At 40.5% G+C, this 16,583-nt stretch carries 13 protein-coding genes; 9 read left to right on the forward strand and 4 right to left on the reverse strand.

What is annotated here, in order from left to right:
• Positions 1–31: 31 nt before the first annotated feature.
• A complete protein-coding gene (gene gcvH, locus AHMF7616_RS15885; protein WP_115373783.1) occupies positions 32–412 on the forward strand; it encodes a glycine cleavage system protein GcvH in 381 nt (126 codons plus the stop codon).
• 110 nt (positions 413–522) lie between these two features.
• The gene (locus tag AHMF7616_RS15890) at positions 523–861 is read left to right on the forward strand and encodes a VanZ family protein (RefSeq protein ID WP_147275702.1); all 339 of its coding nucleotides are present in this window, start codon (positions 523–525) and stop codon (positions 859–861) included.
• An 11-nt stretch (positions 862–872) separates the two neighbouring features.
• Here AHMF7616_RS15890 and AHMF7616_RS15895 read toward each other — a convergent pair whose 3' ends face one another.
• Complete coding sequence (locus AHMF7616_RS15895; protein ID WP_115373785.1) at positions 873–1,862, reverse strand: 2-hydroxyacid dehydrogenase; 990 nt, start codon at positions 1,860–1,862, stop codon at positions 873–875.
• Positions 1,863–1,898: 36 nt separating this feature from the next.
• Positions 1,899–2,783: a YicC/YloC family endoribonuclease gene (locus AHMF7616_RS15900; RefSeq protein WP_115373786.1), complete on the reverse strand. Its 885-nt coding sequence runs from the start codon at positions 2,781–2,783 to the stop codon at positions 1,899–1,901.
• Positions 2,784–3,368: 585 nt separating this feature from the next.
• Between AHMF7616_RS15900 and purQ the strand changes: the two genes are divergently transcribed.
• A complete protein-coding gene (gene purQ, locus AHMF7616_RS15910) occupies positions 3,369–4,061 on the forward strand; it encodes a phosphoribosylformylglycinamidine synthase subunit PurQ (protein WP_115373788.1) in 693 nt (230 codons plus the stop codon).
• Between the two features lie 173 nt (positions 4,062–4,234).
• Here purQ and AHMF7616_RS15915 read toward each other — a convergent pair whose 3' ends face one another.
• Positions 4,235–7,510 (reverse strand): TolB-like translocation protein, encoded by a 3,276-nt coding sequence (locus tag AHMF7616_RS15915; RefSeq protein WP_115373789.1) that lies wholly within the window; start codon positions 7,508–7,510, stop codon positions 4,235–4,237.
• Positions 7,511–7,519: 9 nt separating this feature from the next.
• Positions 7,520–8,593 (reverse strand): NAD(P)/FAD-dependent oxidoreductase, encoded by a 1,074-nt coding sequence (locus AHMF7616_RS15920; protein WP_115373790.1) that lies wholly within the window; start codon positions 8,591–8,593, stop codon positions 7,520–7,522.
• Positions 8,594–8,798: 205 nt separating this feature from the next.
• Between AHMF7616_RS15920 and AHMF7616_RS15925 the strand changes: the two genes are divergently transcribed.
• From AHMF7616_RS15925 to AHMF7616_RS15950, 6 genes are all read left to right on the forward strand, one after another.
• The gene (locus AHMF7616_RS15925; RefSeq protein ID WP_115373791.1) at positions 8,799–9,434 is read left to right on the forward strand and encodes an MBL fold metallo-hydrolase; all 636 of its coding nucleotides are present in this window, start codon (positions 8,799–8,801) and stop codon (positions 9,432–9,434) included.
• A 23-nt stretch (positions 9,435–9,457) separates the two neighbouring features.
• Positions 9,458–10,168: a CDP-diacylglycerol--serine O-phosphatidyltransferase gene (gene pssA / locus AHMF7616_RS15930; protein ID WP_115373792.1), complete on the forward strand. Its 711-nt coding sequence runs from the start codon at positions 9,458–9,460 to the stop codon at positions 10,166–10,168.
• Complete coding sequence (gene purS / locus AHMF7616_RS15935; protein WP_115373793.1) at positions 10,165–10,422, forward strand: phosphoribosylformylglycinamidine synthase subunit PurS; 258 nt, start codon at positions 10,165–10,167, stop codon at positions 10,420–10,422. Before pssA ends, purS begins: the two co-directional genes overlap by 4 nt.
• Positions 10,423–10,521: 99 nt before the next feature.
• Positions 10,522–14,007 carry a type IX secretion system sortase PorU gene (porU, locus tag AHMF7616_RS15940; protein ID WP_115373794.1) on the forward strand — a complete coding sequence of 1,162 codons (3,486 nt, stop codon included), beginning with the start codon at positions 10,522–10,524 and terminating at the stop codon, positions 14,005–14,007.
• 50 nt (positions 14,008–14,057) lie between these two features.
• Entirely contained in the window at positions 14,058–15,194 is a 1,137-nt protein-coding gene (gene porV, locus AHMF7616_RS15945; RefSeq protein ID WP_115373795.1) for a type IX secretion system outer membrane channel protein PorV, read from the forward strand.
• The gene (locus tag AHMF7616_RS15950; protein WP_147275703.1) at positions 15,160–16,482 is read left to right on the forward strand and encodes a M16 family metallopeptidase; all 1,323 of its coding nucleotides are present in this window, start codon (positions 15,160–15,162) and stop codon (positions 16,480–16,482) included. The genes porV and AHMF7616_RS15950 overlap by 35 nt, the downstream gene beginning before the upstream one ends.
• The last annotated feature ends 101 nt before the right edge of the window (positions 16,483–16,583 follow it).

Below are 16,583 nucleotides of genomic sequence, written 5' to 3' on the forward strand. Positions count from 1 at the left end.
GTAACATAAACACCTAAAACTGAAACAAAAAATGAATTTACCACAGGACCTCCGTTATACCAAAGATCATGAGTGGGTACGTATAGAAGGTGATATTGCCTACGTGGGCATTACTGATTTTGCACAAAGCGAGCTAGGCGATATTGTTTACGTAGATATTGATACCCAGGATAAACAGGTGAATAAGGAAGAAGTATTTGGCACGGTAGAAGCCGTAAAAACAGTTTCCGATTTGTTTAGCCCGCTTACCGGTACGGTGCTGGAAGTTAATCCGAAGCTGGATTCTAATCCGGAACTAGTTAATTCAGACCCGTATGGTCAAGGCTGGATGATTAAATTAGCAATAGATAATACCAGTGAAACAGAGGAATTGCTAACGGCTGAAGCATATGCCGAATTAGTAGGTGTTTAATTAAATTATAAAAAGTAAAGCACCCCTATTTTTAAATTTTTAACACGTTGCTGTTTCGAAAACCTTATTTTCCAGCGTTGAGTTGGGCAGTGATCATTTTAATATTAACGTTGCTGCCACCTCAAGCATTACCGAAAGTTCCGGATTGGAGCCTCACAAGTATTCATTCGCTGGCGCATCTATTTATTTTTATGACCTGGGCTTTCTTGTTATTAACAGGCTTTTTCCGGGCCGCTACAAGTGGCAAATACAATCGCATCTGGGTTACTTTTATTCTGGCTGTAAGCTACGGCGCACTGATTGAGGTATTACAAGGATTAATGCGGCTGGGTCGCCAACCCGATATTGTTGATATTTTCTTTAATACTTTAGGCGCTTTGTTGGGGATTGCTGCTTTCTTCCTGGTTAAAAAGTTTTTTGTTAAGGAACCGCTGCGCGCTGCAAAATAGGAGTTCGTTATTTATTTAACAGCGTTAGGTAACGGCTCTTTTTGCGCAAAAGCGGTGATATTTTGCAAAGTTACTTCCGCAATTTTGTGCAGGGCATTCTGCGTAAAAAAGGCTTGATGACCGGTTATCAGCACGTTTGGAAAAGCTAACAAACGGGTAAATACATCGTCTTGAATTACTTTATCGGATAAATCCGCAAAAAACAAGTCCCCTTCTTCTTCATATACATCTAAGCCAAGATAGCCAATTTGTTCGTGCTTTAAACCTTCGATTACCGCTATTGTATCAATTAAAGCGCCACGGCTGGTGTTAATAAGCATAACACCGCGTTTCATTTGCGCAATAGTGGTTTTGTTTACAATATGGAAGGTGTCTGGCGTAAGCGGGCAATGTAAGGAGATAATATCCGACTCGGAGTAGATAGTGGCTAAATCCGTGTACTTTAAACCAATTTCTCGTCCTTCGGGCTGTTGCAGCACATCGTATCCTAACACTCGGCAGCCTAGCCCTTTAAAAATCCGGGCGGCGGCAAATCCTATCTTTCCTAAGCCAATTAAACCAACGGTTTTATCGTGTAAATCAAAGCCCATTAATCCGTTTAAAGAAAAGTTACCTTCGCGTATCCGGTTATAAGCCCGGTGGGTTTTCCGGTTTAGCGTAAGTACCAAAGCCAGGGTGTGTTCGGCAACGGAATAAGGCGAGTAAGCCGGAACCCGGACGACTGGAATTTTAAATTTTTGAGCGGCTGTTAAATCAACATGATTGTAACCGGCGGATCGCAACGCTAGTAATTGCACATTTAAATCCGCAAGTTGCTGTATTACCGCCAGACTAGCTTCATCGTTCACGAAAATACAAACCACATCAAAACTGCGGGCCAATACGGCCGTATCGGCATGTAAAGGCACATCCAGGAAATGCAATTCATGGTGATGAGCCTTATTCAAATTCTCAAAAAATTGTTTATCGTAAGGTTTGGCACTAAAGAATACCACCCGCATTACAAAAGCTCCTTCACCCGTTAGAATTTTAAAATTTTAAAGAATATTGTTGAGTTGTTCCTTTATTTTTTCGAGTTCTTCTTTCATCTCCACCACGAACCTTTGTATGGTGGCATCGTTGGCTTTAGAGCCGATAGTATTGATTTCGCGACCAATTTCCTGCGATATAAAGCCTAACTTTTTACCGGTGGGCTCGGGTAAATACACGGTTTCGGTAAAGTAATGCAAATGGTTTATTAATCTAACTTTCTCTTCCGCAATGTCCAGTTTCTCAATAAAATAAATCATTTCCTGCTCAAAGCGGTTTTCATTAAAAAGTTCGGACGTGTTGATTTCGGCGAGATGGGTGCGAAGCCGGTTCCGGATGTGCTCTACCCGAATGGGATCTTGTTTATCAATCTCGGCCAGTAGTATCCGGATGCGATCGATGTAAGTCATAATTTCGGTGGTTAAGGCCTTACCTTCGTCTGTCCGGAAATTATTAAAATTTTGCAAAGCTTCTTCCAATATTACCTGCACTTCTTCCCAGGTAATTACATCGGCTTCTTCCTCTAATCCGGAACCTTGCTGAATAACTTCGGGCATTTGCAGTGCTAACCGGAACAACTCATTTTTATTAGCCCCTATCCGGTCGGCGGCCATTTCCAGCTCAGAGTAATACATTTGTAACAATTCGGTATTAATAGAATTGCGGGCTTTGGCCATGCGGTTACGCGAAAAATCAACGGTAAGATTAACTTTACCGCGCACCAAGCATTTGGTAAGTACATTCCGGATTTCATGTTCTTTATCCGCCAGAAAGCGCGGTACCCGCACAGATAAGTCCATGCTTTTCGAATTAAGTGACTTTATCTCAATACAAATGGTATATTGGTCGGTTTCTCTTTGGGCCAAGCCGTAGCCGGTCATTGATTTTAACATGCGAGCTAATTTTAGAAATCAAAGTAAAATTCAAAGGTACACGATAAAGTAATGTTTCTTTTTTTATTTTTCAGTTGCATTCCACTAATTTTAACCGAATTTTAAAATTTGGTTTTTGCCCCGGCGGAAACTAATTTTGTCTGAAAATCCTTATTTTAATACGCTATACAGTAAAAGCGAAGGAATTAGTAAAAGATGAGATTAAACTCTTATAAAACTCTGAAGACGAAGTGCGGCAAAGAGTTTGATAAAGACCTATTAAAAGTAATGGCCTTTAGCACAAAAAACTTCAAGTACTCTCACACTACTTATACTATCTACAAAACGGAATCAGAAGGCTATCTTTATTGTTCGTATAAATACGATGCCGTAACTGATTACACTACGGTAGATTGTGAAATTATCAGTGAGCAAGAAGCCTTGGTTCATTTAAATAAAACAGCTTCTTAACGGTTTAAATTTTAAAATTACCTGGCTACTTTTTAATAAGTAGCCTTTTGTTTTTTATCTCGGTACCAGTAAATTCCGGCATATTAACTTTAATTATGGTAATTGTATGTCATTTTAAACTCTTATATTTGCCTCATGAAATTTGGTGTAGTAATTTTCCCAGGCTCTAACTGCGACCAGGATGTGATCGAAGTTTTAAGCCGCACATCGCAAAAGCCGGTAGCCCGCCTCTGGCACAAAGATCACGATTTACAAAACTGTGATTTTATTGTATTACCGGGTGGTTTTTCTTACGGCGATTACCTGCGTTCGGGCGCCATTGCCCGCTTTTCTCCTATTATGCAAGAGGTAATTGCGCACGCTAACAAAGGTGGCTATGTTTTAGGTATTTGCAATGGTTTTCAAATTTTAACGGAAGCTGGCTTATTGCCGGGAGCCTTATTACGTAACATTGAGCAAAAGTTTATTTGTAAAAACGTTTACATAAAACCCGAAACAAATACTTTACTACCTACCCGGCACTTGGACATGAACAAAGCCTATCAAATTCCGGTAGCGCACGGTGAAGGTCGTTTTTTTGCGGATACTGATACTCTGAAGCAGTTGAATGACGATGAGCAAGTGATGTTCCGGTACAGCGATGAAAATGGTGATACTAACGCTTGCTATAATTGTAATGGCAGCCTGGAAAGTATTGCGGGGATTAGTAATGCGGGTAAAAACGTATTTGGTATGATGCCGCACCCGGAACGGGCCGCTGATCTGGAATTATGTAATGTGGCCGGCTTATCTATTTTCGAATCTATTCTGGATAGTGTGCCGGCTTAATAAAGTACTTATAGCAGCCATTATTTGAAAGCTTTCAGCTATTAAAGCTTTCAGCTATTTTTAAATTTTTTCTTTTCTCAACCTTGCAAATAAAGGGTAGTAATTAAAAAACCAGAAGCTCCTTGTGTTAAATAACAAGGAGCTTCTGGTTTATAGGTAACACGATATAAAATTTAAAAATCGTAACCTAATGTTAGGTATATAATTGGCCCGGTACTCTTAAAGTTTTCTTGACCCCAAGCCATATCTGCTTTGCCATATACTCCCAACAGGGTAGTACGGGCACCAACACCATAACCAAATAAAAACGGATTCCGGTAATTAACTACAGTTGCTTGGAAAGGATTATTGTTAAACTCTCCTTGTTTACCGCCTAATACCTGCGTATTGTAGGAATTTTTCCGGTTAAACGGACTTACTCCGGTATACGCAGAACCTATATCGGTAAAGCCGGTAAATTGCAGATTACGGAAAAATCCGGAACCAATGGGCGTATCTTTTAACAAGTATTGAACAATAGGAATCCGTAATTCAGAATTTAATAACAAAGCGGAGGTACCATTGCGGGCATTATATTTAAACCCGCGCATGTTGGTAGCAAATTGTAGGAAAAATAATTCTGCTGGGCGGGGTGGCGTACCTTTATAAATATTAGGACCATCATCGTCGTAAGATTTAAACAACCAGTTATCCATGCCACCCAGTAAAAACCGGTTCGGCGATGGTCCAAAATAATGCCCGTAGGTAAGCCGGTTAGCAAAAATAATCTGGCGGTGTACTTTCTGGTAATGCCGGAAATCCAAATAAAATTTATTAAAACTTTCGTTTTTTTGATCTAAACCTTTCAAAGCCAAAATACCAGCTTTCATCCGGGTTCCTTCGTACATGTTTACACCCATGGTTACGGAGTTGTCAAAAACTACTTCAGCACCACCACCGGCAAAATTCATAATACTGTCTGGGTCGGTGAATATATCCGTAACGGTGTATTTAGTATGCACAAATTTTGGTAATAACCGAACACTTAAACTATGCGTGAGCGGGTAAATAATAGCCGGCGTAAACTCGTGCCGGCTATACCGTAGTTGCTTAGTCGGATAATCATTAAAAATACTTTGTTTCTGATACGACACCCGCAAATCGTACCGGTGTTTCAGGTTACTGTATTCGGTATAGAAGTTACTCGACCGTAAATCGGTTACTAAAAACACGCCTCCCCGAATTCGGTGATCTTCGAACATATCCGACATTCCTACTTCGGCCACAATACCAAAGTTCATTAACGGATCCTGGTAAATGGAGGTAATTAGCTTGTTAATGCTGAATCGCAAATCGTATTTTACCGGTCCGGCTAATTGCACTGCCTCGGTGGATGGAACAGGTGCTGTTTGGCCAGAACGGGCCCCTGTAACACTTCTGGGCCGGGCCGGCTTTTGCTGATCAGTTTCAAATTCGTAATTACGAGTATCTACGGCTTTATCTTTGGCAATACCCTTATCCCCGGTAGTATTTGTTTGCGTAGAATCCAGGGGAGCAGTTGTGTTTGTTGGAGCAGTAGTAACTTGTGGTGTTTCTTTAGGTGTAGTTACTACCGGGCGTATAGAGCGTTGTTCCAGGGTTTGCTGCCGAACCGTTTTAAAATCTGGATTAGGCTGAAAACTAAAGTTTGGAAAAAGATACACAAAGTCGTGATCACGGTCAGCGGCTACCAGCGTCAGCAAACTGTTATTTTGGTTATAGTCGTAACTTCTGATGTTTTGTAAATACGCCGATACCCGTTCATTTTGCCCAGATGCCAGGTTATAACGATACAGGGAACGTACGCCGGTTTCTTCGCCCAGATACAGAAAGCTTTGTTCATCCAGCGGGCGGGGGTTAGCTTCGTTAGAAATAGAGCGGGTAAGCTGCTTAAACGCAAAACCTTGTTTATTTAAATCGTAGTAGTAGATATCAAAATTATTAACCACTTTGTCAAACTGCGGCACAACCGCACCGGTTGAATCCAGAAAACGGTTAGAGGAAAATACTAATCCGGCATTTCCTTTCATAAAAACTACATTCCGGTCGTCGTAAATATCATTAGTTATTTGTTCGGCTTTGCGGCCCCGGTATAAATAAATATCACTCTTTCCATCCCGCACGGCACTCATAACCAGCATTTTTCCATCTTCGGAGTAATCCATGTCCAAAATCTGCGTAAACTGGTTTAATGCCCCATCAGGCTTACCCAAAATCGATTTTATAGTCTTGGAAATAGAAAAATTACGCCGGTCGAGGTAATAACTGGATAAAGTTACTACTCCCCTTTTTATTTCAGCAATGCCTAATTGGGTATTCGATTTCCAGGCCAATAAAGGCATTTTGGTATCTATCTGCTGATCGGGCGTTTTGTAGCCGCCTTTTTTAATATTGGATATACGTCGCTTGGCAATGTCGTAAAGTTTAATTTCGTACTGGCCGCGGTCGTTTTCTACGTAAGCCAGTTTGGTACCATTCGGCGTAAATACCGGTTCACTGTAAACATTGTCTTTGCGGTTTTTCCGGAATAATTGCCGGTTAGCGTCTAAAGTGGTTAAACGAGAACTTGGCAAGGAGTTCATTTGCAAATAGTAGCTATTCCAATCCCGTACAAAGCGGCGGTACGGAATATTTAAACTGCTGGAAATTCCAATCTCTACGTCGCGGGTAATGCGGGTTAAATTTAAAATATTTTGGATAGAGGTATACCCGTAGCGCTCGGTAATGTAATTCCACACCGCCTGACCAGCTAATTGTTGGTTCCGGACGAACAAGGCTTCGGGCTTTTTACTTTTAGTTTTAAGCACCATATCGCGCATGTAATTATCCATGTCTACGTTCCAGCCTTCGGTAATGTATGTAGCGGCCCCGGTGATAAACCAATCGGGTAGTTTTAACAAATAACTGCTTTGCAATACTTCTTTTAAACTGCCGCCATACATCATATCGTTGAGGAGCAGCATGGTAATATTATAGCTAATATTTTTCTTAAACCGGGTTTGGGTACCGTCAAAAGCCAGCTCTACCTTATTTTTTAAAAACATGGTTTCGCCGCCGGTTTGGTAACGGTCATCGTTCAGGCCAATGTTGCTTTGGCGCATATCGGCAATGGAATTATACAGAATAAGGGTAGTTTTGGAATACGGATAGTAGCCGATGATGCTGGTAATGCGCTTTAGTTCTTTTTCGGCGTATTCGGCAGTGTTAATAGCGGCTTGTTTGCCACCGGTATAAAAGTATACATTAAAGTTTTGGGTACTGTAAAACTGCCAATCGAAGCTCTTGTATTGAATGCGGTTTTTTCCGAAAGCCTCCTGCCCCACTATCTGGTTCTGGGCAAAGGCTGTTAAATTTAAAAAAAAGATACTTAGCGCCAGCAGAAATCTTTTTTGCCAACAAAAAGAAAAGGCGTGTTTAAAAGTGCTACTCATATTAAGGAATCAAATACGCTTAAAAAATTTTAAATACCGGCTGATATCTGCCTCCGGCTCCAGTTGGGCTCCGTTTAAGCTAGCCACAAAATTGCTTGCCAGATAAGGAGCCATCATTACTCCTTTTGAACCCATGCCATTAAAAATACCTATTTGCGGGTGAGTCGGATGCCAACCTATTAAAGGCCTCCGATCCCGGACCGCCGGCCGGATGCCTACGGATTGTTTGGTTATTACAAAGGGCTTTTTAATAATCTGTTCCGTTCGCTCTTGCAACTCGGTCATGGCTTCGGCGCTAGGCTGCTCGTTTACTTCGCGCCAGTTGTAGGTTGCCCCCACTTTAAACCCATTAGTACCAAAAGGAAGAACGTAAACAGCTTTGTTATAGATACATTCCGTTGGAAATTTCTCAATTTTAATATCTAAAACTTCTCCTTTGTTCGGTGAAAAAGGCAACCAGTTAAAGTACGGATTGTTAATAGCCTGGTATCCTTCACAAAAAACGATTTTTCGGGCCGTAATAGTATTATTATCTTGTTTATATGAAATAAAATCCGGGTTTATCTGCAATCGGGCCAGCTCAAAATCTTCGTTAATTAAAATATGAGGCGGCTTTAAGGCGGCTAATAATATATCCAACAATACCGGAACATCCAGGTAGCCACTCTGCGCCAACTCAATAGCTCCAAATTCCTGATTGATATTTTCGGATAACGGCAGATTCAGATGAACTTGTTTAATAAATTCTTGTATGGCCGGATTGCTACTTTTACCCATCCAGGTATTTTGCTCTTCTACCGAAGAAAATAATTTAAAAATAGGCAACGGCTGCCAGATCTTTACATTAAATTCCTTTTCAATCTGCTGATAAAACGCAATGGCAAAAGGTACGAACTTATCGGCGAGCCAAGACTTGGCAAAACGTTTACCCGCTAACGGATTAATCAAACCCGCTGCTACCCGCGAAGCGGAGTTTGCTTTAAAAGTATCAAAAACCGCCAGTGTATAACCTTGCTGGCTCAAGGTACGCGTTAAAATTCCGCCGGCTAAACCATGCCCGACCAAGATAAAATCGTAATTCATCTGGAGTAAGGTACTACAAGTATTCCTGAATTTAGTAACTTACCGCCTTATTTCTGTGGCATCAACAATTAAAAACAAGAAAGTAAACAACTTACCCGAATCCTTGCTTCAACAAAATTTAAAAAAAACCTGTCATAACGCCCCTTAACTTGTTTCGGTAATCTTACCCTAAGTATTTATTAAAATACGAAATAATTTTAAATAAATGATTGTAACCCGTTTTACTTTTAATGCTTTTGCCGAAAACACCTATGTTTTGCACGACGAAACAAAGGCGTGCCTGATCGTAGATCCCGGCTGTTACGACAAAAGCGAGCAGCTCCTTCTCTCGGATTTTATAAAAACGCAGGGTCTGCAAGTAACCCGGTTAATTAACACCCATTGCCACATCGACCATGTGTTGGGCAATAAATATGTGGTGGATACCTACCAAGTAGATTTTGCCATCCACGAAGCCGATTTACCTACTTTACGGGCCCAAGTTGTTTTTGCCCCCCGTTATGGAATTACAAATTACGAAGAACAATTACCAACGCATTATTTAACAGAAAACGAATCGGTACGTTTTGGTAATACCGAGTTACAGGTTTTATTTACGCCGGGCCATGCACCCGGCCATGTGGTTTTTTATCACGAACCATCGGGGCAATTAATCGGCGGCGATGTTCTGTTTCAACGCAGTATCGGCCGCACCGACTTACCCGGCGGCAATTACGAAACGCTGCTTAAAAGCATAAAAACAAAGTTGTTTCCTTTACCCGATGCTACTATTGTTTACCCGGGTCATGGCCCCAATACTACTATTGGCGAAGAGAAAAAACATAACCCTTTTTTACGGTAATCGGACAGGAAATTTAAAAATTCATGAAAAAAGTTATTCCGAATACCATTACCTGCTTAAATCTTTTTACCGGCTGCGTGGCTATTTTCGCCGCTTTTCAGGATAGTTTGGTATTTGCGGCCTGGTTGGTTTATCTGGCCGCTATTTTTGATTTTTTAGATGGCATGCTGGCCCGGCTCCTGCACGCTTACTCCGAAATTGGCAAGCAACTCGACTCCCTAGCGGATATGGTTTCTTTTGGGGTATTGCCCGGAGTAATTATGTTTAAACTCATGCAAAAAGCTATACAAACCTCCGATTGGGCTTCCTTAGTAACCATGGAGCTTTTTCCATTTCTGGCTTTTATCATGATTATTTTTTCGGCGTTACGTTTAGCAAAATTTAATATTGATTCGCGGCAAACTTCGTCGTTTATTGGCGTACCCACGCCAGCCAATACGCTTTTAATCAGCTCCTTACCACTTATCCTGGAAAATGACCTTTTTCAGCTCCATGACCTGATTTTGAATCCGGTGGTACTACTGGTGTTAACCATCGGAATGAGTTTGTTATTAGTGGCCGAAATACCCTTGTTTGCTTTAAAATTTAAAAATTTAACCTGGAAAGATAACTCGATCCGGTTTATTTTTATATTAATTACCATACCCTTATTGTTTCTTCTTAAATTCGCGGCTATTCCGCTTGTAATCGTTTTGTATATTCTTTTATCCTTACTAAAACCATCTTACTCATGAAATTTACCGCCGAAATTGACATTATGCCGCACGCAGAATTATTAGATCCGCAAGGCAAAGCCGTAATGTTAGGGCTGGAACATTTAGGCTTAGAGCAGGTTGCCGATGTTCGTATTGGTAAGCACATAACCCTGGCCCTGGAAGCAGAGAATGAAGCGGCGGCTCAGGAAAAAGTTGAAAATGCCTGTAAAAAACTGTTAGCCAACCTGATTATGGAATCGTATTCGTACGAACTCACCGCCAGCCAACAATAAATTTACTTTTTTACAGTTCATAAAGCAACAACGGAACTGCAAATAGATAATCTTGTAAAACAACTTCGTATAAGGTTATCTTTTATATTTTGGGATATTATGCTTAAAAGCGCTCTCAGCTTTTTAATTTTATTTTTATCCCTTTCGGCTTATAGTCAAACGGCAGTTAAGCCCGGTCCGGGGCTTCGCCGGTATGCCGATGGCTCGGTGTTACGCAGTGGTAAATGGTACAAAATTGGGGTTTCGGCCAGCGGCTTGTACAAACTAGATAAAACTGCCCTGCAAAATATGGGAATAGCGGTTACCAGTCTTAATCCGAAATTTATCCGATTATTTGGTAATGGTGGGGGCATGTTGCCCCAGCGCAATGCCTCGCCCCGCCCCGATGATTTAGTGGAAAATGCTATTTACGTAGCTGGCGAAGCAGATGGTAAATTCGACGAAACTGATTACGTGTTGTTTTACGCGCAGGGGCCACATACCTGGACTTTAGATACCAGCAAACAAACTTTCCGGCACGAGTATAACATCTACTCCGATACAACTTACTATTTTTTGCAAGTCAACCAATCGGCTGGTTTAAGAATACAAAAGCAAAAGCCCGTAACTGGCGCAACAGTTACGATTGATTCCTATACCGAAAGAGTGTTTCATGAAGTAGATTTAAAAAATAAACTGCTTTCTGGTCGGCAATGGGTGGGTGAAGAATTTAGCGCTTTTACTTTAAGCCGGGATTTTGCCTTTACCATCCCGGATCTTGTACCTGGATCAGTGGTGCAGGTCCAAGCAGCCGTAGTAGGCGATTCGCCTACGAATAGCGCCTTCAATGTGAAGTTAAATGATATTGCTCTTGGTTCCATTAACTTAGCTGGGCGAGGAAACTTTGATTATCATCCCGTTGGTGTGTTTCAGTTGGGTACCTTCGAGAAAAACAGCAACACTTTACCACTAACCAACGAGCTTAAAATAAATTTAACTTACAATACTACCGGTAACGCCGCGGCCTTGGGTTACCTGGATTATCTAGAAATTATTGCGGAAAGATCATTAAAGCTTACCGGAAACCAGACACTCTTCCGGTCTTTTCAAAATATTCATCCGGGAGCAATTTCTACATTTACCGTAAGCAATATGCCAGCCCATGCTGTGGTTTGGGATATTACGCATCCACAACAACCGGAAGCATTAAATTTGAAAATTATAAGTAGCGAGGCCACTTTTACTACCAACACCGATTCGCTAAAAGAGTTTATTGCTTTTACTGGGCAAAATTTCTCAATACCCACTGTGGCGGGTAAAATAGCAAATCAAAACTTGCATGCCTTAAATAAAGAGGGTAAAACTGATTTAATTATTTTAACGCACCCCAACTTTTTCCTGCAAGCCGAAAGACTAGCGGCTCACCGGCAAACCCATGATAACCTGCAGGTACAGGTGGTAACTACCAATCAGGTATACAATGAATTTTCGTCAGGAGCTCAAGATATTACCGCTATCCGCGATTTTATGAAAATGTTGTACGATCGTAAAACTCCGGAGCGACCTTTGTACCTGCTTTTATTGGGCGATGCATCTTATGATTATAAATCTGCAAACAATAATAATTCGCAAAACCGCACTCTTAATAATACCAACTATGTTCCGGTTTATCAATCGCGCGAATCACTGGACCCCCTGGAAAGTTATTCTTCAGAAGATTATTATGGTTTTTTAGACGACAACGAAGGCTTCTGGGACGAAACTAATTTTACTAATCCGGATTTAATGGATATTGGAATTGGCCGTTTACCCGTACGTACTTTGCAGGAAGCAGAAATAATGGTTACTAAATTAATAAACTACGACCATCCAAAAGCCTTTGGTAATTGGCGTAACCGCTTAGTGCTGGCCGCTGATGATGGAGATGGCACTGAACACCTGCGCGATGCGGAGTTTTTAGCCGATTACATGAAAGTAAATCATCCGGCCTACAATCTTCGTAAAGTTTACCTGGATATGTATAAACAGGAAAACAATGCTAGCGGACAAATATCGCCGCAAGCGAGCAAAAGTATTGACCAAACCCTGGAACAAGGCGCCCTGCTGATAAACTATACCGGTCACGGTAGCGAAACTAGCTTGGCGCAAGAAAAAATAGTAACTATTCCGCAAATGGCTAACTGGAAGAATAAAGATAAATTAGCCTTTTTAGTAACTGCTACTTGCGAGTTTGGCCGTTACGACGATCCGGCTCGTGCATCAGGAGCCGAGCAAGCATTATTTAATGCAAATGGCGGGGCTATTGGTTTAATTTCTACTACTCGCCCCGTATACGCCGGCGGCAACCGCGTGTTAAATAAAAACTTTTTCGAATTTGCCTTTACCCCGGTTAATGGTCAAATGCCCCGCTTGGGTAATGTATTACAGCAAACCAAAAACACCAGCCTTTCGCAGGTAAATAATCGGAATTTTGCCTTAATGGGTGATCCAACTATGCGTCTGGCCTACCCTGCGCTGCAAGTTAGTTTAAATAAAATGAATAATCGGGAGGTTAACACCGGAACTGATACCTTAAAAGCCTTGAGTAAAATTACTTTATCCGGCAGTGTAAAAGATGTTAACCAAACGGTAATTACTTCTTTTAACGGCCAGGTACAAACCACCGTTTACGAAAAAGAAACCCAGATAAATACCCTCGGCGACGAAAGCGCAAACGGAGTTAGTAATGTACGTGCGGTACAAATCCGGGAAAATATTATCTATGATGGGGTAGCCTCAGTTAAAGAAGGTTTATTTTCCGTTACTTTTATGGTACCTAAAGATATCGCGTATAACTTAGGTCAAGGAAAAATTAGTTTTTATGCTTTTTCCTCAACTGGTGATGCCCAGGGTGTATACAACAATATTGTTGTGGGGGGCGCTAACCCCAATGGCTTACCCGATAACAAACCTCCTACTGTTCGCTTATTTATGGATGATGAATCCTTTGTTTCCGGCGGATTAACCAGTTCTACTCCCACTTTATTAGCGCATATTGCCGACGAGAATGGCATTAATACAACAGGTGTGGGTATTGGGCACGAAATTACCGCGGTGTTAGATAACGATAAAAATCAACCTATTATTTTAAATAACTATTTTACCGCCAAAGCAGATAATTACCAAGCTGGTTTGGTTCGTTATCCCCTTCAAAATCTATCAGTTGGAAAACACTTGATAGCGGTTAAAGCTTGGGATACTTATAATAATTCAACAGAAAGTAAAATAGAACTCTTGGTAGCTAGCTCAGAAAAACTTGTATTAGACCAAGTACTCACTTACCCAAATCCCATGCAGGATCATACTACCTTCCAATTTAGTCATAATAGGCAAGGCGAAGACATTAATATTAAAATAAATATATATAATATAACTGGTAGCCTCGTAAAAACATTAACTGGCACCAGTTTTGCCAGTAAACCACGATTAAACGCCATATCCTGGAATGGTCAGAACGAAAATAATCAACCTTTAACACCCGGGTTATATCTTTATGTCCTTACTGTTCGTTCCAAACGTGATGGTTCAGAAGCATCAAAAACTAAAAAGTTGGTTTTATTAAACTAAAAATTTAAAAAAATCCAGATAGTAAAACGTTAGAAACCGCTAAACCCATTATGAATAAATTCTTCAAAACTCTATTAGCCGCCTTTCCGGTGGTGTCTCTTTTTATTGCAAATTTATCTCAGGCTCAAACAAGTTTCACAGGTTCTAACGTAGTTACTACGGCGGTCCCGGTTTTAACTATTGCGCCTGATGCCCGTTCTGCGGGTATGGGTGATGCGGGAGTTGCCATTTCTCCGGATGTAAATGCTGCCTTTTATAACCCGGCCAAGTTAGGTTTTATCACCACCGATTTTAGTGCAGGTGCTTCTTACTCGCCGTGGCTACGTAATATCATCAACGATATGTCTATTTCTTATGTATCCGCAGTTAAGAAAGTCAATGAACGTGCTGCCTTCTCTGCATCTTTACTTTATTTCGACTTAGGCGATATTCAATTTACTGACGAGCAAGGCAATCCAGTACAGCAATTTAATCCGAAAGAGTATACAGTAAGCTTAGGATATGGCCAGCAATTAAGCGAAAATTTAAGTTTAGGTGTTGGGGCTCGCTTTATTCACTCGAATCTTTCGGCAGGTATTAACGATTCCAGACCAGGTAATTCTGCTGCTGCTGATATTGGGATTTACTATACCAAAGATCTTACCTTAGGTGCCCGCAATTATAATCTATCATTAGGCGGTAATATATCAAACATTGGGGCCAAAATCGCCTATACCAACGCTGACCGGAAAGATTTTTTACCTACTAATTTAAAATTGGGTACAGCGTTTACGATGGAGTTGGATCCGTTTAATACCCTTACCTTAGCTGTAGATGCCAACAAATTATTGGTACCATCGCAAGGAGCTAATTTTAACCAGAGTGTGCCTAGCGCTATTTTCAGTTCTTTTGGTGATGCTCCCGGAGGATTTAGTGAAGAAATGCAGGAAGTTGTATTAAATACTGGTTTAGAATACTGGTACAATCAACTATTTGCGGCCCGGTTAGGTTATTTTTACGAAAGCCCGGATAAAGGAGATCGCCATTATTTAAGTCTTGGTTTAGGCGTTCGTACGCAGAAGTTTGGCTTAGATGCCGCTTATCTTGTTCCAAACCGAGATAGAACTAGCCCATTATCTAGTACTATTCGTTTCACTTTACACTTAAACTTAGGTGCCGAAGAAGAAACAACTGTTCCAACTGAATAAACGATACATGCTTAACCGATCTGTAGCTCCTGCCCTTGAAGAAATATCTTCCGTACAACTACCTGCTAGTGAAGTAACTACTTTCTCTAACGGAAGTCGGTTACATTGCCTATATAATGCCACACAACCTATTCTTAAATTTGAAATCGTTGTGAAAGCAGGTAAATGGCACGAGCCTTATAATGGTCTCTCCTACTTAACTGCCAAAATGTTACTGGAGGGTACCCAAAACTTCACAGCCAAACAAATTGCTGATCAAATTGCTTTTTATGGAGCATCTTTGGAGAGCAACCAAGGTTTTGATCGAACATCCATTACTCTATATACTCTTACAAAGCATTTTAATTCACTTACAGAATTATTTGCTGAAATTCTGCATTTACCTACTTTTCCGGAGAAGGAATTTGATTTATTAAAGATTCGAACGGTTCAAAATATCAGTGTTGAGAAAAAGAAGAACTCCTATTTAGCCAATCAACTGTTTACCCGAAATATTTACGGCCCTCATCATCCGTATACTACCGGCATGGACGAAGTTATTTTAAATCAAACTACTTTAGCCGAAGTAAAAGATTTTTACCAGAAACATTATAACCTTGCTGAAGCCGAAATATTTATTTGTGGTGATTTTAATGCAGCGCATATTGCCCAGATAGAACAACTATTTGGCAAATCCAACCTAACAGGTGAGACAGGACTACCCATCACGTACAAGCCGTCCGGAATTTTAAAAAAAGATTTTTTAATAAAAGAAGATAGTTTACAATCTTCTATTCGGGTGGGCAGTTCCTGGCCAAATTTGAATCACCCGGATTATCATAAACTGGCTTTATTAAATAAAATATTAGGTGGCTATTTTGGTTCCCGTCTAATGAAAAACATACGGGAAGATAAAGGCTTTACTTATGGCATTTATTCTACTATTTCGGTAAAAGAGCAACATGCCATTCTGTTGATTGCTACAGACGTAAATTATTTAAATGCACAGCAAACTTTAGACGAGATTTACAAAGAGATTGCTTTATTAAAGAACGAGTTAGTTGATTCATCAGAATTAGAAACAGTTCAAAATTATACTTTAGGTAAATTAGCAAATGATTTGAGTACAATCTTTGATCAATCCGAAAAGTATAAAAATTTAATTGTGCATCAGTTGCCCGTAACCTTTTACTCGGATTATATTGCCGAAGTAAAATCAGTTACACCCGAACAACTACTTTCGCTAGCAAATCAATATTACATTTTCGAAAATTTTCATGAAGTTGTAGTTGGGAAACCAGTAGAGTAAACCAGCTCCAAATATTAAAAATGAAAGGCGAAGAAACTGATAGTTCTTCTCAGTTTCTTCGCCTTTCATTTAGCTGGTAACTATTCCTGAAGATTAAATAT

The sequence above is a fragment of the Adhaeribacter pallidiroseus genome (assembly GCF_003340495.1).
GTDB lineage: Bacteria > Bacteroidota > Bacteroidia > Cytophagales > Hymenobacteraceae > Adhaeribacter > Adhaeribacter pallidiroseus.

Coding starts and splice junctions, on each gene's coding strand:
- gcvH (WP_115373783.1), top strand. CDS start 32: ATGAATTTACCACAGGACCTCCGTTATACCAAAGATCATGAGTGGGTA.
- AHMF7616_RS15895 (WP_115373785.1), bottom strand. CDS start 1,862: ATGCGGGTGGTATTCTTTAGTGCCAAACCTTACGATAAACAATTTTTT.
- AHMF7616_RS15900 (WP_115373786.1), bottom strand. CDS start 2,783: ATGTTAAAATCAATGACCGGCTACGGCTTGGCCCAAAGAGAAACCGAC.
- purQ (WP_115373788.1), top strand. CDS start 3,369: ATGAAATTTGGTGTAGTAATTTTCCCAGGCTCTAACTGCGACCAGGAT.
- AHMF7616_RS15915 (WP_115373789.1), bottom strand. CDS start 7,510: ATGAGTAGCACTTTTAAACACGCCTTTTCTTTTTGTTGGCAAAAAAGA.
- AHMF7616_RS15920 (WP_115373790.1), bottom strand. CDS start 8,593: ATGAATTACGATTTTATCTTGGTCGGGCATGGTTTAGCCGGCGGAATT.
- AHMF7616_RS15925 (WP_115373791.1), top strand. CDS start 8,799: ATGATTGTAACCCGTTTTACTTTTAATGCTTTTGCCGAAAACACCTAT.
- pssA (WP_115373792.1), top strand. CDS start 9,458: ATGAAAAAAGTTATTCCGAATACCATTACCTGCTTAAATCTTTTTACC.
- purS (WP_115373793.1), top strand. CDS start 10,165: ATGAAATTTACCGCCGAAATTGACATTATGCCGCACGCAGAATTATTA.
- porU (WP_115373794.1), top strand. CDS start 10,522: ATGCTTAAAAGCGCTCTCAGCTTTTTAATTTTATTTTTATCCCTTTCG.
- porV (WP_115373795.1), top strand. CDS start 14,058: ATGAATAAATTCTTCAAAACTCTATTAGCCGCCTTTCCGGTGGTGTCT.